At 38.7% G+C, this 23,015-nt stretch carries 19 protein-coding genes; 13 read left to right on the forward strand and 6 right to left on the reverse strand.

Annotated features, from left to right (window positions below; translation table 11 throughout):
- The first annotated feature begins 70 nt into the window (after nt 1-70).
- From BLW93_RS02625 to BLW93_RS02645, 5 genes are all read left to right on the forward strand, one after another.
- A complete protein-coding gene (locus BLW93_RS02625; RefSeq protein WP_158025371.1) occupies nt 71-1,267 on the forward strand; it encodes an ankyrin repeat domain-containing protein in 1,197 nt (398 codons plus the stop codon).
- Nucleotides 1,268-1,410: 143 nt separating this feature from the next.
- Complete coding sequence (locus BLW93_RS02630) at nt 1,411-2,028, forward strand: peroxiredoxin (RefSeq protein ID WP_078058086.1); 618 nt, start codon at nt 1,411-1,413, stop codon at nt 2,026-2,028.
- Nucleotides 2,029-2,132: 104 nt separating this feature from the next.
- Entirely contained in the window at nt 2,133-3,506 is a 1,374-nt protein-coding gene (locus BLW93_RS02635; protein ID WP_076712564.1) for a cytochrome ubiquinol oxidase subunit I, read from the forward strand.
- Nucleotides 3,507-3,524: 18 nt separating this feature from the next.
- Complete coding sequence (cydB, locus tag BLW93_RS02640; RefSeq protein WP_076712565.1) at nt 3,525-4,730, forward strand: cytochrome d ubiquinol oxidase subunit II; 1,206 nt, start codon at nt 3,525-3,527, stop codon at nt 4,728-4,730.
- A gap of 133 nt (nt 4,731-4,863) precedes the next feature.
- A complete protein-coding gene (locus BLW93_RS02645; protein WP_076712566.1) occupies nt 4,864-5,229 on the forward strand; it encodes a hypothetical protein in 366 nt (121 codons plus the stop codon).
- 107 nt (nt 5,230-5,336) lie between these two features.
- Here BLW93_RS02645 and serS read toward each other — a convergent pair whose 3' ends face one another.
- From serS to mutS, 5 genes are all read right to left on the reverse strand, one after another.
- The gene (serS, locus tag BLW93_RS02650) at nt 5,337-6,617 is read right to left on the reverse strand and encodes a serine--tRNA ligase (protein WP_076712567.1); all 1,281 of its coding nucleotides are present in this window, start codon (nt 6,615-6,617) and stop codon (nt 5,337-5,339) included.
- Complete coding sequence (gene gyrA, locus BLW93_RS02655) at nt 6,610-9,039, reverse strand: DNA gyrase subunit A (RefSeq protein ID WP_076712568.1); 2,430 nt, start codon at nt 9,037-9,039, stop codon at nt 6,610-6,612. Before gyrA ends, serS begins: the two co-directional genes overlap by 8 nt.
- A 67-nt stretch (nt 9,040-9,106) precedes the next feature.
- Nucleotides 9,107-10,750 carry a sensor domain-containing diguanylate cyclase gene (locus tag BLW93_RS02660; protein WP_076712569.1) on the reverse strand — a complete coding sequence of 548 codons (1,644 nt, stop codon included), beginning with the start codon at nt 10,748-10,750 and terminating at the stop codon, nt 9,107-9,109.
- Nucleotides 10,751-10,862: 112 nt separating this feature from the next.
- Nucleotides 10,863-11,807, reverse strand: coding sequence for an RluA family pseudouridine synthase (locus BLW93_RS08890; protein ID WP_076712570.1), 945 nt, complete (start codon nt 11,805-11,807; stop codon nt 10,863-10,865).
- 3 nt (nt 11,808-11,810) lie between these two features.
- Nucleotides 11,811-14,357, reverse strand: a complete 2,547-nt coding sequence (gene mutS / locus BLW93_RS02670) for a DNA mismatch repair protein MutS (protein WP_076712571.1) — start codon at nt 14,355-14,357, stop codon at nt 11,811-11,813.
- 251 nt (nt 14,358-14,608) lie between these two features.
- On the opposite strand from mutS, the gene BLW93_RS02675 reads away from it, so the two are divergent.
- From BLW93_RS02675 to hydE, 8 genes are read left to right on the forward strand one after another with little or no spacing between them, the layout of a single operon-like run.
- On the forward strand, nt 14,609-16,027 hold the full coding sequence (locus tag BLW93_RS02675) for a [Fe-Fe] hydrogenase large subunit C-terminal domain-containing protein (protein WP_076712572.1): 1,419 nt from the start codon (nt 14,609-14,611) through the stop codon (nt 16,025-16,027).
- 21 nt (nt 16,028-16,048) lie between these two features.
- Nucleotides 16,049-16,411, forward strand: coding sequence for an iron hydrogenase small subunit (locus BLW93_RS02680; protein WP_076712573.1), 363 nt, complete (start codon nt 16,049-16,051; stop codon nt 16,409-16,411).
- Nucleotides 16,404-17,102, forward strand: coding sequence for a cytochrome b/b6 domain-containing protein (locus BLW93_RS02685; protein ID WP_076712574.1), 699 nt, complete (start codon nt 16,404-16,406; stop codon nt 17,100-17,102). The genes BLW93_RS02680 and BLW93_RS02685 overlap by 8 nt, the downstream gene beginning before the upstream one ends.
- The gene (locus BLW93_RS02690) at nt 17,102-18,511 is read left to right on the forward strand and encodes an aspartate ammonia-lyase (RefSeq protein WP_076712575.1); all 1,410 of its coding nucleotides are present in this window, start codon (nt 17,102-17,104) and stop codon (nt 18,509-18,511) included. The genes BLW93_RS02685 and BLW93_RS02690 overlap by 1 nt, the downstream gene beginning before the upstream one ends.
- Nucleotides 18,495-19,781: a [FeFe] hydrogenase H-cluster maturation GTPase HydF gene (gene hydF, locus BLW93_RS02695; RefSeq protein WP_076712576.1), complete on the forward strand. Its 1,287-nt coding sequence runs from the start codon at nt 18,495-18,497 to the stop codon at nt 19,779-19,781. The genes BLW93_RS02690 and hydF overlap by 17 nt, the downstream gene beginning before the upstream one ends.
- Nucleotides 19,744-21,210, forward strand: coding sequence for a [FeFe] hydrogenase H-cluster radical SAM maturase HydG (gene hydG, locus BLW93_RS02700; RefSeq protein ID WP_078058087.1), 1,467 nt, complete (start codon nt 19,744-19,746; stop codon nt 21,208-21,210). Before hydF ends, hydG begins: the two co-directional genes overlap by 38 nt.
- Before the next feature lie 41 nt (nt 21,211-21,251).
- A complete protein-coding gene (locus BLW93_RS02705) occupies nt 21,252-21,518 on the forward strand; it encodes a hypothetical protein (RefSeq protein ID WP_076712577.1) in 267 nt (88 codons plus the stop codon).
- Entirely contained in the window at nt 21,505-22,602 is a 1,098-nt protein-coding gene (hydE, locus tag BLW93_RS02710) for a [FeFe] hydrogenase H-cluster radical SAM maturase HydE (RefSeq protein ID WP_076712578.1), read from the forward strand. The genes BLW93_RS02705 and hydE overlap by 14 nt, the downstream gene beginning before the upstream one ends.
- Nucleotides 22,603-22,607: 5 nt before the next feature.
- Here the strand turns inward: hydE and BLW93_RS02715 are convergent, their stop codons facing one another.
- Nucleotides 22,608-22,805, reverse strand: a complete 198-nt coding sequence (locus BLW93_RS02715) for an FmdB family zinc ribbon protein (RefSeq protein ID WP_076712579.1) — start codon at nt 22,803-22,805, stop codon at nt 22,608-22,610.
- Nucleotides 22,806-23,015: the final 210 nt, after the last annotated feature.

Here is a 23,015-nt window from a genome sequence, read left to right on the forward strand (position 1 = left end):
GTTAATTTTCTTGACAGAGTTTCTTTTAAGAGTTATGCTAATGATAATCTTTTTCAAAAAAGAGGTGAAAGTGAGGAAACTTCTTAGTATTACTGCAATTTTATTGATTTTTACAACCGGAAGTTATGGGGCTGTTTCTAACCTTGAGATTTACAGGGGCATGTTTTTAAGAGAAACTGCTCATTTAAGGAAAACACCTCTGCATGAAGCGGTGTTGAGAAACGATTTTAATGAAGTAAAGAAGCTTGTTTCAAGTGGTTTTGATGTAAATGTTCGTGATGCTAAGGGAATGACGCCACTTGATTATGCGGTGGCTCTTGATGAGTCAAGAATCGTTCGATTTTTGTTGGATCACGGAGCAGATCTTAATCTTAGGGATTCACAAGGTTACCTTCCTATCCATTTTGCTGCAGAAAACGATGCCATTGATTCTTTGAAAATTATTGTAGAAAAAGGTGCTGATGTAAATAGCCGTGATCGTCTTGGATTTACACCGCTTCATAGAGCGGTTTTGAACGGTAATTTTGATGTTGTTAAGTACCTCATAAAAAAGGGGGCTGATGTTAATTGTAAAAACTCAGGTGGTTATCAACCGATTCATTATGCTTCTATAAAGGATTATCCTGAAATTTTAAATTTCCTGATTTCTGCTGGAGCCAATGTAAATGCTAAGAATTTTATGGGCTTTACACCTCTCCATTTTGCTGTTTATAAGGGAAACTTTGATGTTGTTAAGATTCTTGTAAATCATGGAGCTAACGTGAACGAGAAAGATGTTCATGGCTGGACTCCACTTTTGAAAGCTATAATGAAGCACAGAGGCAAGATAGCTGTATTTCTTATTGATAACGGGGCTAATATTTTTCTTGGAACCGCTCTTGGTGAAAAGCCGATCCATTTTGCTGCTGGAGAGGGAGAAATAAGTATTGTTAAGCTTCTTTTACAAAAAGGGGCAGATATTAATGTTAGAAATAAAGCAGGCAACACGCCGTTACATTATGCTGTCTATATGAACAAGGTTAACATGGTTAAATTTTTATTGTCAAATGGTGCCGATGTGAATGTTCAGAATAAAGCAGGAGAGACGCCTCTTTACCTTGCGGCTAAAAATGGTAGTTACAGGATTGTGAAATTGTTGCTTGAATCGGGAGCCGATGCTAATCTTAAAACGAAAAAGGGTCTTACTCCTCTTTCCATTGCTGCGATGAAAGGATATATTAATATAGTGAAGCTTCTTGAAAATCATGATAGAGCGGGGAATATTTAAAATAATTTTAAAGAAGGGGTTATGAAAAGGGGATTTGGAATTTTTTGGGAAGTAAAAATGTTGAAAAGTATATTGACATTGATTTGCTCTTTTACTAATATTTCTATTGCAAATAATTCTTATTACCAATAAGGAGGTGGAGTATGGCTCTGGTAGGACAGAAAGCTCCTGAGTTTGAGCTTCAGGCGTATGACCCAACAACAGACAGCTACACATCAGTAAAGCTTGCCGATTATGTTCCTAACAATGATGGTAAGTTTCTGATTGTATGCTTCTATCCGGCAGATTTCACATTTGTCTGACCAACGGAATTGGCTGCGGTCGCAGCTATGCACGAAGAGATTAAGAAGCGTGGTGCTGAAGTAATCGCAATCTCAACAGATACGGTGTTTAGTCACCAGATTTTCTGCAAGGTAGAGCCTCTTATGAAAGATGTTAAGTTTCTTCTTGCTGCTGATCCGACAGGAGAAACAGCAAGAAAGTATGGCGTTTACATGGAAGATGCAGGTATTGCAAGAAGGGGAAGATTTATCATCAATCCTGACGGGGTGATTGTTGCCGAAGAGGTTCTCAATCCACCGGTTGGTAGGAGCGTTAAGGAACTTCTCAGACAGCTTGATGCATGGAAGTATGTTTATGAACATCCTGATGAAGCTTGTCCTGCAAACTGGAGACCTGGCAAGACGACACTCAAGCCCGGTCCGGACATTGCGGGTAATGTTGGAAGTGTGGTAACCATCGATGAAATTCTTTCAGAGTAAAAGGTTATTAGAACTTAATAAAGAGAGATGGGAACTAAACTCCCATCTCTCTTTGCTTTAAAGAGCAAAAAATTGAGATTACAACAAACTCCAAGGAGGATAAGATGGACTTTCTCCTGACGCTATCCCGTCTGCAGTTTGCGATGACAGCCTTTTTTCACTTTATTTTTGTCCCTCTTACGCTTGGTCTTTCAACGCTTATTGCGATTATGCTCACCATTTATTACAAAACGGGAAATGAAACTTACAAAGAGATGGCGAAATTCTGGACAAAACTTTTTGCCATTAACTTTGCTATCGGTGTGGCAACAGGTATTGTCCACGAATTTGAATTTGGTATGAACTGGTCTGTCTATTCCCGTTTTGTAGGTGACATTTTCGGTGCTCCGCTTGCTTTTGAAGGATTGATGGCATTTTTCTTGGAATCAACTTTCATAGGTATTCTTATCTTTGGATGGGATAGAGTACCCCAAAAAGTTCACCTATTAGCTGCGTGGCTTACAGCTATCGGTAGTAACATATCTGCTTTCTGGATTCTTGTTGCGAACGGCTGGATGCAGCATCCTGTTGGTTCAAAACTTGTTGAAGGTCTTGCAGGGAAAAAAGCCGTTCTTACAAATTTTGCAAGCATCGTTTTAAATCCAGTTGCCGATACAAAGTTTATGCATACGATAACGGCTGGGTTTATCCTTTCTGCAATTTTTGTTTTGAGCATTAGTGCTTATCACCTTCTCAAAGGAAACAATATCGATCTCTTTAAAAAGTCAGCTTTTATCGCTATCGTGTTTGGTTTAATGGCTTCTGTTGCAGAGATGGGTATAGGACACGTTCATACAATAGAAGTTGCAAAAGTTCAGCCCACAAAAATAGCAGCTGCCGAAGCTCTGTGGGAGACGAAGAAAGGTCCTGCCATTGCGATTGCTGCCTGGGCAGATCAGAAAGGTCAGCGCAACGTTTTTGAAATTCCTTCAATTCCGGGATCACTCAGTATGATGCTATACAATTCGCCATCTGCTGAGGTGAAGGGTCTTAAAGATCTTCAAAAGGAGTTTGAAAAAGTTTGGGGTCCTGGCAACTACATTCCTCCTGTAAACATTACTTTCTGGTCATTCCACCTCATGATATATCTCGGGATGTTCTTTGTTCTTCTCTTTGCTGTTGGACTTTTAAAGTTTAAGAATCTGGAAAACAGCAAGACATATCTTAAAATTGCTTTGTTCTCTTTGCCGCTGCCCTACATAGCAAACTGGCTTGGTTGGGCTATGGCAGAGGTAGGAAGACAACCGTGGATAGTCTATCCTCTTAACTGGAAGGACAATACTTCAGTGGCACTTAAAACGGCAGAAGCCGTTTCAAAAATTACTAACTTTGAGATTCTCACAAGTTATGTGATTTTCCTCGTGATATTTACAGGTCTTGCGATTGCAGACTTTTACCTCCTTGCAAAATATGCTTCAAAAGCACCTGAAAATCATTAATCTGGCGGAGGTGTAGCTATGAATTTTGATTTACAATCAATCTGGTTTTTACTTGTAGGGGTGCTTATTATCGCCTACCTTGTAACAGACGGTTTCGATTTTGGGGTTGGTATTTTGCATCCGTTTATTGCGAAAAATGACGTTGAAAGAAGAACAATGCTTAACTCTATTGGTCCTGTATGGGACGGAAATGAGGTGTGGCTCATTACTGCAGGTGCGGCAGTTTTTGCTGCGTTTCCGGAACTTTATGCTGCACTGTTTAGTTCTTTATACATAGCACTTTTTGTTGTTCTTGTTGCGCTGATAATGAGGGCGTGTGCTTTTGAATTTAGAAGTAAAGAGGAAAATCCATCATGGAGAAACTTCTGGGATTGGATGGTGTTTTTTGGAAGTGCAGCTCCTGCTCTTTTGGTGGGGGTTGCAATTGGTAATGTTCTCGCCGGACTGCCAATAATTAACAGTTTAACAAGAGGTGATTCACTTTCTGGTTTTGTGTACGCTGAAAAGTTCCCTGTTAGCTTTCTGAATCTTATCAATCCGTTTACAACTCACGGCCTTTACGGACTAATTGTTGGTGTAACGACATTCCTTTTCTTTACGCTTCACGGTGTTTCATGGCTTCTCTGGAAAACAGAAGGGACTATAACGGAAAGAGCAAAGTCAGTGGCTACAAAGCTCTGGTTTGCTTTTGTCGTTTTCTACGTTCTTTGTCTTGGTTTCGGTTATACGATATCTTTCAAAATTGGCGATGCTTCAAAACTTTCATTTTTAGGACTTCCTCAAAATCTTGTAGAGGCTATAAAACCTCACATAAACAATGGAGTTATAGAGCATGCACTTTTCAGAAGCATGCCACTTGAGATTCTTATGATTATTGCAGCAGTTGTTTGTGCAGTTCTTTATTTCTTTTTCGTTCAGAAGTCTGACGGGAAAAGGGCTTTTCTATTCTCTGCTTTAACGGTTGCTTTTGCAACACTTGGTGCTGCTATTGGTGCTTATCCGTTTATGGTTCCGTCATCTCTTGGTGTTGAAAACAGCATTACCGTTTACAACGCTGCTTCAAGCACTTTGACTCTCACTGTTATGCTTATAGCAGCGCTCATTTTTGTTCCTATCGTTATTGCCTATCAGGTTTGGGCTTATAGAATCTTCCTCTTTAAGATTTCTCCGGAAAGCCTTGAAAGAGAGCTTAAGGCCGAAGGTGAAGAAGCAGAACTTTATTAATACCGGAGGTAACTATGTGGTTTGTTCTTGCTATTATCTGGTATGTAGTGCTCACTATGGCAACGATTAAAATAGCTCAGGCGAAGTTAGAGGGGTAACCCTCTAACTTCCACTTAACCTTTTGAGGTTGTGTATGAAAGGGCTGAATAGAGATATAGAGGAGCTTTTGGATCAGGGATTGTCATTTAAAGATGTCCGGAAGCATCTGGAAAAGAAATATAAGAAAGAGCTTTCATTTACGGCCATTTCTTACTTTACTTACTTTTTTATTTTTGGATTTCCGGTTTTGATAGTTGCGGCTGTTTTTCTCAAGTTTGGAAACCTTACAGGAACTGCTTACTACATTGACAGGTTAATTCTTCTACTTGGTGCAATGGCAACCTTGAAAGGTTTTGTTGGACATTTTGTTTCTGTGTTTTTAAGAAGAGAGAAGTTTGAAGAGGAGTTCAAGAAAGTAAGACGTTTAAGGGAGGCAGATTATGGAAAAAGTTCAGGATAATACTTTAAGAAATCTTTTCTTTGCGATTTTCGGTGTTTATCTTCTTGTTCTTTTCTTAACTTCCATTTCAATGCTTTGATTATGTGGGGGGCAACCCCCTTACATAATTAAGGTTCTATAACGTCTTTTTTCAGATATTTTCTGAGAACGTCAGGAATTATGACTGAGCCGTCCTTCTGTTGGTACTGTTCAAGTATTGCTATTACTGTTCTTCCAACGGCAAGACCTGAACCGTTCAAAGTGTGAACGAATCTTGTTTTTCCCTCTTTGTCTCTAAATTTTATCATTGCTCTTCTTGCCTGAAAATCCTCACAGTTGCTGCATGAAGAGATTTCTCTGTATCTGTTCTGCGAGGGAATCCATACTTCTATATCATAAGTTTTTGCTGCTGAGAATCCGAGGTCTCCGGTGCACAGAGCAACGACTCTGTAATGAAGGTTAAGGAGTTGAAGAACTTTTTCAGCTTCGTTTACAAGTTTTTCCAGTTCTTTGTAAGATTCATCAGGATGGACAATTTTAACAAGCTCTACCTTGTTGAACTGGTGGAGTCTCATTATTCCTCTTACATCTTTTCCATGAGATCCGGCTTCTTTTCGAAAACACGGAGTGTATGCTGTGTAGTATTTTGGCAGTTCTTTCTCTGGCAGGATTTCTCCTGCATGGATGTTTGTAAGAGGAACTTCAGCTGTAGGTATCAGCCATAAATCTTCACCCTCTATTTTGTAAAGGTCTTCTGCGAATTTTGGAAGTTGGCCTGTCCCTATGAGTGTTTTTGTGTTTACCATGAAAGGAGGAATTATCTCTTCGTAGCCATGCTCTTCTGTGTGAAGATCAAGCATGAAGTTTATCAGAGCCCTTTCTAACTTTGCTCCCCAATTTTTATAAATGACGAAGCGTGAACCTGCGAGTTTTGTTGCTCTTTCAAAATCTAATATGTCAAGTTTTTCAGCTATATTCCAGTGAGGGACGGGCTCAAAGTCAAATTCAGGCTTTTCTCCCCAGTATCTGACAGTAACGTTTTCTGTTTCGTCTTTTCCAACAGGCACTGTTTCGTGGGGAATATTCGGGATTGCCAGAATTAGCTTGTTAAATTCAGCTTCAACATTTTTTAAAACTTCTTCCAGTTCTTTGCTCTTTGCGGAAGCTTCTTCAGCCTGCTTCTTTTTAAGGTTGGCTTCGTCGATTTTTTTCTCTCTGTAAAGTGTGCCTATCTCTTTTGAAAGTTTATTTCTTAAAGCCTTTAAGGATTCGAGTTCGGTTATTATTTCTCTTCTCTTTCTGTCTATTTTAAGTAGAGCATCTAATTTCTTTGAAAGTTCCGGATTTCTTAGAGAGAGTTTCTCTTTTATCTTTTCAGGATTTTTCCGGATCTCTTTTATATCAAGCATTTTCGACTTCCTCCTCTACCTTTGATACTGCAACTACGCTATCATCATCAGAAAGTCTCTGGACTCTTACGCCTCTTGTATGTCTACCTATTATGCTTATGCTTCCTGCGTTTATCTTTATCACTTTTCCTTTTTTGGAGACGATAACGATGTTTTCATCGTCTTTTAGCGTTATTGCATCGGCTATTTTTCCGGTTTTTTCGTTAAGCTTTGCTGCTATAACGCCTTTTCCGCCTCTTCTCTGTATTGGAAATTCGGATATGAGAACGCGTTTTCCGTAACCTTTTTCGGTTACAATCAAAAGGTATCGGTCGTCGGGATGTATCACTGTGGCAGCTACAACTGCATCGTCATCTTTGTCGAGTAACATTCCTCTTACGCCTCTTGCGGCTCTTCCCATCTGTCTTACATCTTGAACGTGGAATCTTATGGCTCTTCCTTTTCGTGATATTAATATTACATTATCTTTTTCTGAAACAGTTCCGATATATATAAGCCTGTCTCCAGGTTCCATGTTTATTGCTGTTATGCCTGTTGAACGGGGGTGGGAAAAGTCTGAAAGTTTAGTTCTTTTTACGTAGCCTTTTACAGTAACAAAGAAAAGGTCAAGATTTTCGTTAAAGTCTTTTACCGGAATTATTTTTGATACGTTTTCATTTCCTGAAAGTCCCTGTAAAAGACTTCTGATTGACTGCCCTCTTGTAGCTCTTTCTGATTTTGGAATTTCGTAAGCTTTCAACCAGTAAACTCTTCCTCTGTTTGTAAATACAAGTAGATAGTCAAGGGATGAAGCTGTTATTATCTCTTTTACAAAGTCGTCTTCTCTTGTTTTTATCCCTTTTATGCCTGTGCCGCTTCTTCCCTGCGTTCTGTAAGTGCTTGCAGATACTCTTTTTACAAATCCTTTGTGAGTGAGGAAGATGACAACTTCTTCATCTTCTATCATTGATTCTATGTCGATTTCTGCATCTTTAGAGACTATTTTTGTTTTTCTTTCATCACCGTAATGTTTAATGATGTCATCCATATCTTCTTTTATGAGTCTTTTTTGTTCTTCGTCTGATTCTATTACGAAGTGGTAATATTCAATATCCTTTTTGAGTTTTGCGTATTCTTCTTCTATCTTTTCTCTTTCAAGGCCCGTAAGTCTTTGAAGTTTCATATCGAGTATGGCTTTTGCCTGCTTTTCGGAGAGTCCAAACTCTTTCTGGAGCTCGTTTCTTGCAACTTCTGGATTTTCTGCGCCTTTAACGATGGCCACAATTCTATCTATGTTTTCAAGGGCAATTCTCAATCCTTCCAGTATGTGGAGTCTCGCTTCCGCTTTTCGGAGTTCGTATGCAGTACGTCTTAGGATAACTTCTCTTCTAAACTTTATAAATTCTGTCAGATAGGTTTTTAGGTTGAGAAGTTTAGGTTGACCGTTGACAAGAGCTATCATGTTGAAGTTAAAGTTTGTTTGAATAGGCGTAAATTTATAAAGTTTGTTTAAAACAACTTCAGGAGTTGAATCCCTTTTCAGTTCAATTACTACGCGTATTCCTTCTCTGTCTGATTCGTCTCTTATATCTGCGATTCCTTCTATCTTCTTCTCTTTTACAAGTTCGGCTATGTGTTTTATTAGTGAAGCTTTGTTTACCTGATACGGAAGTTCTGTTATTATAATGGCTGTTCTCTTTTTTAGTTCTTCTATCGTATGTTTTGCTCTTAGTGTAACACTTCCTCTACCTGTTTGGTAGATTCTTTTTATTGCTTCAGGGTTTATTATCTCAGCGCCTGTCGGAAAGTCGGGACCTTTTACAAATTTGAGAAGCTCGTCGATAGTCGTATTTTCGTGGTCGACTAAATATTTGATTGCCTGACATACCTCTGTCAGGTTATGCGGTGGAATGTTTGTTGCCATACCTACCGCAATTCCAGAACTTCCGTTTACTAAAAGGTTTGGAAATCTTGCAGGCAGGACTTCCGGTTCCGTTAAACTTTCGTCAAAGTTTGGTCTAAAATCAACAGTATCTTTTTCTATGTCTTTTAAAAGTTCCATTGAGATTTTCGCAAGTCTTGCTTCGGTGTATCTCATTGCAGCGGCACTGTCGCCGTCTATAGAGCCAAAGTTTCCCTGACCATCTATCAGGGGATACCTCATGGAAAAGTCCTGTGCCATTCTTACGAGCGCATCATAGACAGCGCTATCGCCGTGGGGGTGAAATTTACCAAGACATTCGCCAACGATTCTTGCACTTTTTTTGTAAGGTTTTTCAGGATATAGGTTGAGCTGGTACATGGAATAGAGTATTCTGCGGTGAACTGGTTTTAATCCGTCTCTTACGTCCGGAAGAGCCCTTCCTACGATTACGCTCATTGCGTAATCTAGGTAAGATTGCCGCATTTCTTCTTCTATAGGAATAGGAATAATCTGTTCCATTTTTTGAATTGCCTCCTGAATTAAAACGTAAGGAAAGTTTGCAGATACTTATTTTATCACAGAAACTTCAGCTTAATTTACACACCTTGTTTCGTCCCGATTCTTTCGCCATGTATAGAGCTTTATCTGCTCTTGCCAGGAGAGTATCTACGGTGTCTCCGTATTTATACTCTGCCACTCCAAGAGATATTGTTATTTTTCTGTCTATTGGGAATGTGTGATTTTCTATTAGTTTTCTCAATTTTTCAGCAAATTTTACACCGCCTGTTATGTCTGTTTCTGGAAGAATAATTAAAAATTCTTCACCCCCGTATCTCCCGAAGATGTCTGGTCTTCTTATATTCTTCTTAATTATTTGAACTATTTCTCTTAGAATTTTATCTCCCATTAGATGTCCGTATGTATCATTTACTTCTTTGAAAAGATCTACATCAAAAATAATTACGGAGAGGGGATTGCCGTATCTTTGTGTTCTAATTATCTCTTTTTCCAGTTCTTCTAAGATTTTCCTTCTGTTGTATATGCCGGTTAGACCGTCTGTATCAGCCAGTTTTTTGATTTCTCTGTTTTTCTTTTCCAGCTCTTTCATAACAGTGTTGGCAAGGTGGATGAGCATTTCTATTATCACATGTTGAATATCACTTTCTGTTTTCTGGTGATATAGACAGAATTTTTTAAAGTTTCTGCCTTTTCTTTTTTCATCTTTGTATTTTATTCCTATGGCTGTTAGGGTGTGGTTCAATAGTATCGGTTTTTTTCTTCCAAATATTTCTCCGAATACAAATCCGCCGGTTGTTTCTCCTATGGATTCAAATGGAGATATTTCTATAAGTGTTTTTCTTCCGAGAAAGCTTTTTCTGCCAAGACATGAAAAAAGTATTACTTTATCAGGAGAGAATTTTGTCATTTGCCACCATAGGTTCCGTGATGCAAGGAGAATTTTTCTTTCGCCTCCCACTCCGAAATAGGCATATTCGCCTTCACGGAAATTTCCGGTGTAAGACATTGATTCGTCCTCGTTTATTCTTATACAGGCTCTTGCAACAAGGGTGCCCATTCTCCTTACCATAAGGGGAAAACATAGTGTAACAGCTTCGAGATTTTTTAAGAACATGTCTCCCAGATAGTGACGGTAGAATTCTATGACTGGTTTATCTTCTATTTCATAGATTCTGTTTTTGAAAGCTTTTGTTATTTTAAACTTTTTTTCAAGGTGTTTCCATCCGAATGCATAGTCTCTGAAGGTTTCAATGCTTTCTCCTTTTATTGCCAGGAATACGATTCCTTCGGATATGACACGGTTCTTCGTGAAGACGAATGTATTTACAAAGCCTTTTGGGTTGGAAGCTACACCACCTACCATCGGAGCTTCTGGGTATATTCTGCCAAATTGATTTAGATATTCTTCAATATTTCCATCAAGATCGCTGACCAGTGTTATTATTGCTTTTGGTTTGAAGCTTTTAAGTTTTGTTGCTGTTTTTGTTGCATGTTCTTTTGATAGGTTGTTCTCTTCTATAAGTAGATATTCGAGGCTTTTAAGAGGAAAAACCGATTTTACCGATTCATTTAGTATAGTACTGCCCTCTATTGAAGCGGCAGTTGTCATGCCGCATATAAAATCGTAGTTATCAAGTTTTGATATAAGATTTTTTATTTCTTCTTTTGAGTATTTGTTAGCAAAAACGAGGATACCTTTACCGTTGCTCATTTTTCTCTCTCAGTTTTAAAATTCTATTTTATTATTTTAAAAGCTTTAGATGAAAAATCCAGAATCTCCTTTATTCGCACTTGTATATATCAATATCAATTATAATTATATATCATCTCTCCTTTTTTGCATAGTCGAGAATTTTTTTCATTCCTTCAGGTAGATCAATTTCAAACTCCATTCTTTTTTTAGTTGATGGATGATCAAATGCAAGGTAGTATGCGCATAGAGCATGCATATTCATTTCTTTTATATGTTTTCTAAGTGTTTCATCTTTTATCCTTGATAGTTTAAACCCGTAGATTTCGTCACCCAGGAGCGGGTGTCCGAGATGAGACATGTGAACTCTTATCTGATGAGTTCTTCCTGTTTCTAACTTGCACCTTATGTCTGTAAAGTTAAGTTTTTCAAATTTGTTGATTACCTGATAGTTGGTTATGGCCTCTTTTGGCGAGGTTGTATTTGGGGAGAACTTCTTTCGGTTAAATTTATCTCTTCCTATTGGTAGAACGATTCTTTCTTTATCTTTTTTTACTATTCCGTGTACGAAAGCTCTGTAAAATCTTCCGACACTTCTCCTTTTAAACTGTTCTATCAGGCTGTTTAGGGCATTGTCGTTTTTTGCAATTACTAAGAGACCGGCCGTGTCTTTGTCTATTCTGTGGACTATTCCTGGTCTGATTGTTCCATTTATACCTTGAAGATCTTTACAATGATATAGGATAGCATTAACAAGGGTTCCTGTATAGTGTCCCGGTGCAGGGTGAACTACCATGCCCGCCGGTTTGTTGACAACTACAACGTCTTTATCTTCGTAAACGATTTCAACAGGTATGTTTTCAGGTTCTACGTTTAACGGCACCGGTTCTGGTATTTCGAAATTTACAATATCGTCCTCTTTAACCTTGTATGAAGGTTTTTTTATGATTTTTCCGTTTACACTTACTTCTCCATCTTCTATAAGAAGTTTTGCCTGGTTTCGTGAGATATCTGCGATGTTGGAAAGAAAAACATCGAGTCTCTTTTTATTGTGTTCATTTGTGACTTTTACTTCCATTCTTTAAACCTTTTTTATCATCTTTTTAAGCCTTGCAAGTATCATTAAAGCGTCAAGTGGAGTTGTGGTTGATATATCTATGCTTTCAAGTTCTTTAATCAGTTCACTTTCTGATTCTGTAATAGTTTGTTCTATTTTTCTCTTTTCTTCCTTTTGTATATTAAATATCGGAAGTTCCAGTTCTTTTAATTGATTTTTTTCTTCGATAGATATCAAAATTTCCCTGGCTCTTTCTATGACAGATTCCGGTAGTCCTGCCAGTTCTGCAACATGAATTCCGTATGATTTTTCAGAAATTCCGGGCAGAACTTTATGAGTGAATACAATTTTTCCGTTTATCTCTTTCACGCTGACGTGTAAATTAAATACGCTGTCTATCTCTTTTTCAAGTTCTGTAAGTTCGTGGTAGTGGGTGGCAAAGAGGGTCTTTGCGCCTATTTTCGCAGTTATGTATTCAACGACGGCTCTTGCTATACTCATGCCGTCGTATGTGCTTGTACCCCTTCCGATTTCATCTAAAATAAGAAGGCTTTTTTCCGTGGCATTGTGAAGGATGTTTGCTGTTTCCACCATTTCCATCATAAACGTTGAAAGACCTCTGCTTAAATTGTCTGAAGCGCCGACGCGGGAAAAGATTCTATCTACAACTCCGATTTTTGCTTTTTTGGCTGGAACAAATGAGCCTATTTGTGCCATTAGTGTTATTAGAGCGGTCTGTCTTAAAAATACCGATTTACCGCCCATGTTTGGCCCTGTTACAATGGCAAAGGATTTGTCTTTGGTGAGGTTAACGGAATTCGAGATAAAGTCTTCTTCCAAAAATTTTTCTAAAACAGGGTGTTTCCCTTCTTCTATTTTCAGGTTATAACTATTGTCTATCTCTGGTTTTGTGTATCCTCTCTCAACTGCCACTTTTGCAAGAGATAGTAAAAAGTCAATTTTGCCGATTATTTCTGCCGTATGCTGAATTCTTTCTGTATTTTGGGTTATAAACTTTCTTATGTTTACAAATATTGTATATTCCAGCTTTTCTACCTTCTCTTTCGCCGATAGGATTTTTTCTTCAAACTCTTTTAGTTCGGGTGTTATGAATCGTTCAGCGTTTACGAGGGTCTGTCTTCGCATGTAGTCGTCAGGGACAAGATGGAGATTTGCTTTTGAAACCTCTATGTAATAGCCAAAAACATTGTTGAATTTGATTTTTAGACTTGAAATGCCTGTTCTTTTCTTTTCCCGCTCTTCAATTTTTTTAATTATCTCCTCACCTTCTTCAAGAATGGTTTTTAGTTCATCTAATTCTTTATTAACACCTCTTTTTATTATTCCGCCTTCTCTGGATGAAAAAGGTGGATTTTCCACTATTGTTCTTTCAAGTTCGCAATAGATGTCTTCTAATGTATCTAAATCTTTTCCAAGGCTTTTTAAAAGTTTTGATGACATGGATAGGAGGTGTTTTTTTAGTTCTGGAAGGTCTTTAATAGAGCGGCGAAGGGCTGCTAAATCTTTTGGTGAGGCGACTCCAGAAGTTATTTTAGAAAGCAGTCTTTCTATGTCATATACATTTTTCAGAATATCGCCTATTGATTCAGCTATGAGAAACGAGTTCATTAACTCTTCTACGCTATCGAGTCTTGCCTCTATCTCTTCCTTTTCTTTTAAGGGATGAAGTAAAGAGAATTTTAAGAATCTTCTTCCCATTCCTGTTAGTGTTTTGTCAAGGATGCCAAATAGTGAGTATTCTTTTCTGCTATTATTCATTGATTCAACAATTTCAAGACTTCTGCAGGTGTGGGGATCAATGTACATAAATGAATCTTCGGAGTATCTCTTTGGTCGTTTGAGCTTTGGTATGAATTCAATTTGTGTTTCTTCTATGAATTTTTTAAGTGCAGAAAGACTTTTTACTTCTCCTTTGCGTTCCGTAATTATTGTTTCTTCATCTTTGAAATAGGATTCTTCTTTTGTTTGGAAAAATGTTTCAGGAGATAGACTTTTTACCTCTTTGAAAAGCGCTTTAAGTTTCTCTGGAACGATGAGCTCTTTAGGTTTAAATTTGCTTATTATATTAAGAAGACCATCTTTGTCTGTTGTCGTAAAAAATAGGTCTCCGGTGGAAAGCTCAGTCCATGAGATGCCAAAGTTCTTTCCTTCAGGATAAATTGCCATGAGAAAACGGTCTTCTTTTTCATCTTCAAAGTACGTTCCGGGTGTAACAATTCTTACAACTTCTCTTTTTACGACTTTTTTACCCGGTTTTGGTTCTTCCATCTGTTCACAAATAGCAACTTTGTATCCTTTTCTTACCAGTTTTTCTATGTATGGTTCGACACTGTGATAAGGGACACCACACATGGGAACTTTTTCGGCAGACTTTCCGAAACCTCGTGATGTTAACGTTATTTCAAGTTCTTTAGCAGCTATTTTGGCATCTTCAAAGAAAAGTTCGTAGAAATCTCCCATACGGAACATTAAAAGAGTATTTTTGTATTGCTCTTTAATTTCAAGGTATTGTTTAAGAGCAGGTGTTAATTTTCTTTTGGACTTATCCATTGTTGTCTCTTTTAACCTATGGTATGACTTTATATTTTAAGTAAAAACGTTGTTTCAGTCCAGTTCGAAAAAATTTTCACATTCATTTGCTAATAAAAATTATTTTACATAAGTTTCTTTTTTTATCTAGTAGTGTTAATATTCTACGTAATTTTTATGCTGTATTTGCTGCAAATACCTCTTGACATCACAATTTAATTTTACTAAACTACATCTCGGTAATACTAACCTATAATAGGGAGGTAAAAGGGATGTCTTTATTTGGTACGAAGAAAATAAGAACCTTCGCCCCGCCGAAAGATGCCAGAAAGGGGGGAGGAACATACCTTCCGGGAGAGCTGAAAGGTATCATCAAAATTAATACTGACAGGTGTGTGGCATGTGATACCTGTAGGCCTCACTGTCCAGCTGACGCCATCAATGGAAAGCTTGGAGAACCTCATTCTATTGATGTTGACCGCTGTATAGCCTGTGGTCAGTGCCTTGTTAACTGTCCTTTTCAGGCTATTGAGCAGATGTCTCAAATTGATGAGGTTTCTGCCAGGTTAAAAGATCCAAACACAGTAGTTGTTTTTGCACCTGCCCCGGCAGTGAGGGTGGCTCTCGCAGAAGAGTTTGGTGGTAAAACAGGAGAGCTTACTGTGGGTAGAATGTACAATGCCTTTAAAAAGCTTGGAAACAACGTAAAAATCTATGATATCAACCTTGCTGCTGACCAGACAATCTGGGAAGAAGGAATGGAGTTTATCTGTAAGGTTCTTTATCATGTTGTTGGTTTGAAAAAGTGGGAAATTGATGAAGAAATGGCAAAGGCTCTTGGGATTGAGCCAGTAACGATTAATCTCGAATGGTGTGAACACCATCCTCTTCCACACTTTACAAGCTGTTGCCCGGGATGGATAAGGTGGATGGAACTTTATGCACCTGCCGTTCGTCCTCATGTTTCAGGAACTAAATCTCCGCAGCAAATTTTTGGTCCATCTGCCAAAACCTGGGCTGCATTAGATGTATGGAAAGTTGATCCGAGAAAAGTCTATAACGTTACAGTAATGCCTTGTACATCAAAGATTTTTGAGGCTTCAAGGCCCGAGTTTAAGTCTGCTTATGAGTACCTGAAAGAAAACGGTAAGATTCCGGAAGATACACCTCCGTTTCCTGATGTTGATGCTGTTCTTACGACAAGGGATATGGCAGAGCTTCTCAGAAGAAACGGTATTAATCCTCTTGAAATGCCTGAAAAGATTGAAAATCCTGAGCCTACTGAAATATATACCGGTGGTGGAACAATTTTTGGAACATCTGGTGGTGTTACAGAAGCGGCTCTTCGTATGGCTTACTTTGTTCTTTCAGGTGAAGAGCCTCCAAAGTGGGATATCTATCCTGTTCGTGGTTATACAACAGGTATTAGAGAGGCTGTTATTCCTATTCCTGTTAAGTTACTTGGAGGAAAAACTTTTGATCTTCAAGTTTGTGTTGTGAATGGAAACAGAAATCATCTTCCGCAGATAGTAAAAGAAGTTCTTGATGGAAGCTCCAAATATCACTGGATAGAGGTTATGAACTGTCCAGGTGGATGTGTTGACGGAGGAGGACAACCTGTTAATGGTATGGGAACAGGCTGGATTGATGGGCTTTTCCCAATTCCAAAAGAAGTAGGAAATAGTATTTAAATTTGAGGGAGGTAAGAAAGAATGAAGAGGTTACCTTACAAGTATGAAGAAGGTCCCGCTTCTATGGTTGTTTCCAGAAGGGGATTTTTAAAGGTAACAGGTATCCTTGCTGCGTTTGTGGCTTTTGGAAAAGCGGTTATAGGTTACTTTTACGGTAAAAGGCATGACTATATTACATCAAGGCAAGATGGTCTTTACGAAGATGATAAGATTCACCAAAGAGAAGGACTTGCCGCTTCTCAAGAGAACCCGACAGTTAAAAAGTATTACGAAGAGTTTGGAGAATATCCGTTAAGTGAGAAATCCCATCACCTTCTCCATACGCATCATTATTATGAAAGATGGCAATTAGCCAAAGCAAAAGGGGAGGTGTATCATGGCTAATGATTACATGAATAAAGTTCTAAAGTTTCCTCTTCCGAATAAGATTTTTCACAACGTTAACGCTGTAACCTGGTATATTCTTCTTATCACAGGTTTAATAGCTTACTTTAAGCTTGCTTCTCCGCAGACTATGGCTCTAATGATGAAGATTCACATCTATACGGCTGTCATTTTTACGCTTAACTTCATAGCTTTTGTATTTATTACCCCTCATAGATTCTATATGATGCTTGATAGACTATTTACATGGGACAAGGATACGTTTGCCTGGTTTAAGAACTTTGGCGGTTATCCGAGGATGCTTGGAATTCCTTTTGGTCCTGAAGAGGTAGCACCTCAAGGTAAGTACAACGCAGGTCAGAAGTTAAGTTATCCCATGTTTGTGTTCTTTGTTGCGATTCTTATCGTAACAGGATGGGGACTCTTTCTCTTTAAACATGCTCTTGGGAAAGGTTTATTTACCGTTATGTTTTATGTTCACGTTTGGGGTTCTATTCTTGTCAGTGCAATGGCAACATTCGGTCACGTTCCCCTTGCTCTTATTCACCCTGATGATGTTAAGGCAATGTTTAGATTTGGTCCTGGAACCGTACCTATAGAAGTTGCAGCTCATCACAACCCTAAGTGGGTTAAAAATGAAATTGTTGAAATAGACCTTCCAAAAGATATTCCGGAGGGACATCACCACTAATGAAATTTCGCATTGAAAGAGACTTTTTGGGAGAGGTATCTATCCCCGCTGACCGGTATTATGGTGCTCACACCGCCCGGGCGGCGGGGAATTTTCCTATTTCAGGATATAAAGTTCCTTTTGAGCTTATACAGGGGTTTGCTTTCGTTAAAAAAGCTGCTGCTATTGTAAACGGAAGACTTGGCTATTTAGAAGAAGAGATTGTTAATGCAATAGTTAAATCGTGTGATGAAGTTCTTGAAGGTAAATTCAAAGAGGATTTTATAGTTGATGCCTTTCAAGGTGGTGCAGGCACTTCTACAAACATGAACGTAAATGAAGTTATAGCTAACAGGGCAAATGAAATTTTGGGCAGTGAAAAGGGAAAATATTTTCCCGTTCATCCCCTTGAACATGTAAATCTTCATCAATCGACAAATGATACGTATCCAACGGCCCTTAAGATTGCTTCTCTCTTTCTTTTGAAGGAACTCAGTGAAAAGGTTGCTGAGTTTCAGGGGAGCCTTCAAAAGAAAGAGAAGGAGTTTGCTTCTATTGTAAAAATAGGCAGGACAGAGCTTCAGGAAGCTGTTCCCATAACGCTTGGCAGAGAGTTTTCCGGGTATGCTGACGCTATTTCCAGGGATAGATGGCGTATATGGAAGGCTATGGAGAGAATAAGGATACTTAATATCGGTGGGACTGCCATTGGTACCGGTTTGGCAGCTCCAAGAGATTATATTTTTGAAATTATAGAAGTTTTGAGAGAGCTTACAGGTTTGAATATATCAAGGCATGAAAATCCTGTTTCTGTCACCGCTTTTGCTGACGACTTTGTAGAAGTAGCAGGAATTCTTGATGCATATGCATCAAACGTTTTTAAGATAGCAAACGATTTGAGACTCATGAATATGTTGAAAGAGATAAAGTTAAAACCTGTTCAGCCAGGTTCTTCCATAATGCCGGGAAAAGTTAATCCGGTTATCATGGAAGCTGCAACGCAGGTTGCAATTAGAGTTAAAGCCAATTTTTCAACGGTTAGAGAGTGTGCATCTCATGCCTCTTTTGAAATAGTGGAGTTTATGCCTCTGCTTGCTTTTTCTTTAATAGAAGCTTTAAAGCTTCTTATTAATATTTCTGAAATTCTCTCCAAGCACGTTGCTGAAATAAAGCCTATTTCCGAAAAGTGCCAGGAGTACTTTGAAAAAAGCTTTTCCCTTGTTACGGTTATGTTGCCTCTTATAGGTTATGAAAATGCGACAGAGATAGTTAAGGAGATAAAAGAGAAGGGCGTGAAAAACATCAGGGATTATCTGACACAGAGGTTTGGGATGGAAGTTGTTGAAAAACTTCTGTCACCGGAATACCTTAATGCTCTTGGTTATGATGAAGAGGAATTAGAGGAGCTTTTAGATGAATTCAACACCTAAAGGACTGAGGCTTCACATAGGCGTTTTCGGCAGGACAAATGTAGGTAAGTCAAGTCTTATAAACCTTCTAACCGGTCAGGAGGTTTCTATAGTTTCCGAGATTCCAGGTACCACAACAGATGTTGTTGAGAAGGCGATGGAGATTCTCCCTATAGGCCCTGTTCTTTTTCTTGATACTGCCGGTGTAGATGACGAGTCTCTACTTGGGAAAGAGAGAATAAGAAAGGCAATGGAGATACTCAAACGTTGTGATGTAGCCGTTTTAGTTGTTGAACCTGATAGATTTACCGATTTCGAAGAACAGTTGATTGAAAGATTTGAAGAGAAAAAGATTCCTTTTGCCTTTGTTATCAATAAAGTGGATTTTTCAAAACCGTCTGAAAGTTTTATTAAGAAGCTTGAAGAGAAAGCGCCTGTTATTCAAATTTCTGCAAAGAGCGATTCAAGGGAAGAAGCACTTTCAAAATTCAAAGAGATTTTACTTAAGGTTGTTCCTTCAGAGTTTTTAAAAGAACCGCAACTTATAGGTGACCTTGTTCCTCCCGGCGGTATAGCTGTCCTTGTTGTTCCTATAGACCTTGAAGCACCTAAAGGGAGGCTGATTCTGCCTCAGGTTCAAACGATACGAAATGTTCTTGATAGTGATGCAACGGCAATAGTAGTAAAGGAGAGGGAGCTTCCGTTTATCCTTTCTGTTTTAAATAAAAGGCCGGATATTGTCGTTTGCGATTCTCAGGTGGTTTTAAAGGTTTCTGCCGATGTTCCGCCGGATGTTAAGTTCACGACGTTTTCTGTTCTGTTTTCACGGTATAAAGGAAACATTACTGAATTTGCGAAAGGTCTTGCCACAATAAAGAATTTGAAAGAAGGTGCGAAGGTTCTTATTGCCGAATCCTGCACTCACCATCCGATAGAGGACGATATCGGTAGAGTTAAGATTCCCCGCTGGATAAGGCAGTTTACCGGTTTAAAGGACATAGAGTTTCACCATCACGCAGGAAGAAGTTATCCGGAGGACTTGTCCGGTTACGATGTTGTCGTTCACTGTGGAGCATGCACTTTAAATAGAAGAGAGATGCTTTCAAGGATAGAAGCTGCTAAAAGAGCCGGCGTTCCAATAACAAACTACGGGATGACAATATCCCTCACTCAAGGGGTGGCAGAAAGGGTGCTTGAACCTTTCCCATCAGCTTTGAGGGCTTTTAGAAACAGCATTAAAAGGAGGAAGAGAAATGTTAACCGAAGAGGCTGTAAAATCCTGGATATCTAACGTTATAAAGCCGGAACAGTATGAAAAATACATGGAAAACGGTAAAGACTTTATCAATGATGAAGAGATATGGGAAAAATTAAAGGTAAACAGCAATCCTGAACCTTCCCGTATAAGAGAGATTATAGCAAAATCTCTTGAACTTGAAAGACTTGAGCCTGATGAAACAGCGGCACTTTTGCACGTTAAAGATGAAGAACTATGGCAGGAGATTTTTGAAGCAGCTGGAAAGATAAAAGAGAAAGTTTATGGAAGGAGAATTGTAACCTTTGCTCCCCTTTACGTTTCCAACTACTGTGTTAATGATTGTGACTACTGCGGTTACAGAATTTCCAACGATAAGGTAAAAAGAAAACGTCTTACAATGGATGAGCTTAGAGAGGAAGTAAAAGCTCTTGTTAAGCAAGGCCACAAAAGGCTTATCATGGTTTACGGTGAACATCCCCTTTCAGATGCAAAGTTTATAGCAGAGACCCTTAAGGTTACTTATGAAACGAAAGTTGGTCACGGAGAGATTAGGAGGGTAAATGTTAACGCAGCTCCTATGAGCGTTGAAGATCTTGAACTTTTAAGGGATATTGGAATTGGAACGTATCAGGTTTTTCAGGAAACATACCACCACGAAACCTACAAGAAACTTCACAGAGGTCTTAAAGCAAATTATCAGTGGAGGTTATACGCACTTCACAGAGCTCAGGAAGCAGGTGTTGACGACGTCGCTATAGGGGCACTTTTCGGCCTTTACGACTGGCGTTTTGAGGTAATGGGACTTCTCTACCACGCTATTGACCTTGAAAAGCGTTTTGACGGCGTTGGACCTCACACAATTTCCTTCCCGAGACTTGAGCCGGCAGTCGGGACACCTTTCTATGAGAAGCAGAGAAAATATCTTGTAAGTGACGAAGATTTCATTAAATTGGTTGCAGTTATAAGGCTTTCTGTGCCTTACACAGGTATGATTTTAACGGCAAGAGAACCTGCGGAGATAAGAGAAAAGGTTCTACCTCTTGGCGTTACTCAGCTTGATTTTGGAACAAACATCGGTGTTGGTTCTTACAGTAAAGGTGCCTTTGACCCTGAAAAGCAGCAGTTTCTCATTAACGATAACCGTTCACTTGACGAAGGTATTAGGTGGCTTGCTTCCACTGGAAGGATTACAAGCTTCTGCACGGCAGGCTACAGATGTGGAAGAACAGGAAACTACTTTATGGATATAGCAAAAACTGGAAAGGTTCATCACCTTTGCATGCCCAACGCCATTTTGACGTTTAAAGAGTATCTCCTTGACTACGCTTCTCCGGAAACGAGGAAGGTAGGTGAGGAGCTTATAAAGAAAGAGCTTGAAGCTATAGATCATCCCAAGTTAAGAGAAATCGTTGAAGAGTATCTGAAACGAATAGAAAACGGCGAAAGAGACCTTTACGTATAATTTAGGGGGATATTTCCCCCCCTATTTTTACGGAGTTAAGTATGGAGAAAGAAGAGGCAATAAAACGTTTTGAGGTTTTTCAGAAAGAAATCAGACAGAAATATCCGGATGTTAATGTAGCTCTTTGTGAGCTTTTAGGCAGACGATGGTCTTTTCTTTGCGGTTTTTCTATGGAGCTTTCTCCTTTCGTTAAGAGGGTTAAGATTAACGAGCGCTACGGCATTTCAATTTTTGACGATAGTATGGATGAAAATAGATCGGAAGAGATAATCAAGATTCTCAAAGGGTATTTTGATGGAGATAAGTGACGATAGGATTCTTAAAGAACTTTCAATAGATGGTGTCTCCGGTTCTCTTATATCACTTGCAGACCTTATAAGAAAACAGAAAGTTGGCGATTTTGTCTATTTTAGAGGTCTCGTTGAAATATCAAACATCTGTTCAAAAAACTGCTATTACTGCGGTTTGAGAAAAGGCAATACAAAATTGAAAAGGTACGCTTTATCTGAAGATGAAGCGGTTGTCATCGGTGTTTTTATATATAGGAGCGGTATTTCTTCCATTGCTCTTCAATCGGGAGAAGTAAAAAGTGATAGATGGGTTGAAAAGCTTGTAAATATTGTTAGAAGGATAAAAGAAGAGACAAAAAAGATAGATGAAGAAAATGGAAAAGAGCCAAAAGGTGCCGGTATAACAATATCCTTTGGTGAACTTGAAAAAGAACACTACGAAGAGCTTTTTAGGGCCGGTGCTCACAGGTATCTTTTGAGGATTGAAACTTCAGATAGGGAGCTTTATGAAAAGCTTCATCCTGTAGATGAAAATCACTCTTTTGATACAAGGTTAAAGTGTCTCGAATGGCTTAAAGAGATAGGATACCAGGTTGGTACAGGTGTTATGATAGGCGTTCCAGGTCAGACTATTAAACATCTTCTCAGCGACCTAAGATTTTTTAGAAGTTTTGATATAGATATGATAGGCATGGGTCCTTACATAGAACATAGAGATACACCTCTTTTCGTATGGCACAGGAAAGAGATAGAAAAGAGAAGTTTTTATAGGAAGGCTTATGAGCTTTCTATAAAGATGATAGCCTTTGCCAGGATTATGCTTGAGGATGTAAACATAGTTGCATCAACTGCTCTTCAAAGCATTCCCGGATGTGAAAATTCTCTTGAAACTGGAATAATAGCCGGTGCGAACGTTGTTATGCCTGTTTTTACACCGTCTGATTTCAAAAAAGCTTACTCGATTTATGAGAACAAGAACAACTTAACCGTTTCTCAAATGGCAGAAAGAATAGAAAAGGCAGGATACATACCTGTTTTTGATAAGTGGGGAGATCCTATTCACTACTTTGAGAGGATAAAGGGGCAGACCGCCCCCGTTTAGATACCTCAGCCAAACGGTGAACAGGTTGCACCTGTGGAACTTGAACTTGAGCTACTTCCGCTTATGCCGCATGCAGAAATCTTTTTCTTAACGTTTTGAGAACCGCAGTATGGACACTTTACCTCGCTTACCTTTGAAGCTGAAATAACAAACTTTTCAAACTCTTTTCCGCAATCTTCGCATTTAAACTCGTAGACTGGCATTCAACCTCCTTGATGTTTTATTCATTCTAAAATTGTAGTTAAACCGGATTTTGTGTCAAGTATTGGGGATGTAGAAAAACAGCTTGTTTTATACGCTGCTATCGTATGAAATTAAGTAAAAATTGTGCTTTATGGTAGTATTTCATCAATTGTGTCTCACTAAGATTTCAGAGGCGACCTCCCCCATAGATTTTAGGAGTCGAAAAAACC

It is taken from the genome of Desulfurobacterium indicum (genome assembly GCF_001968985.1).
In the GTDB taxonomy this organism is placed as follows: Bacteria; Aquificota; Aquificia; order Desulfurobacteriales; family Desulfurobacteriaceae; genus Desulfurobacterium_A; species Desulfurobacterium_A indicum.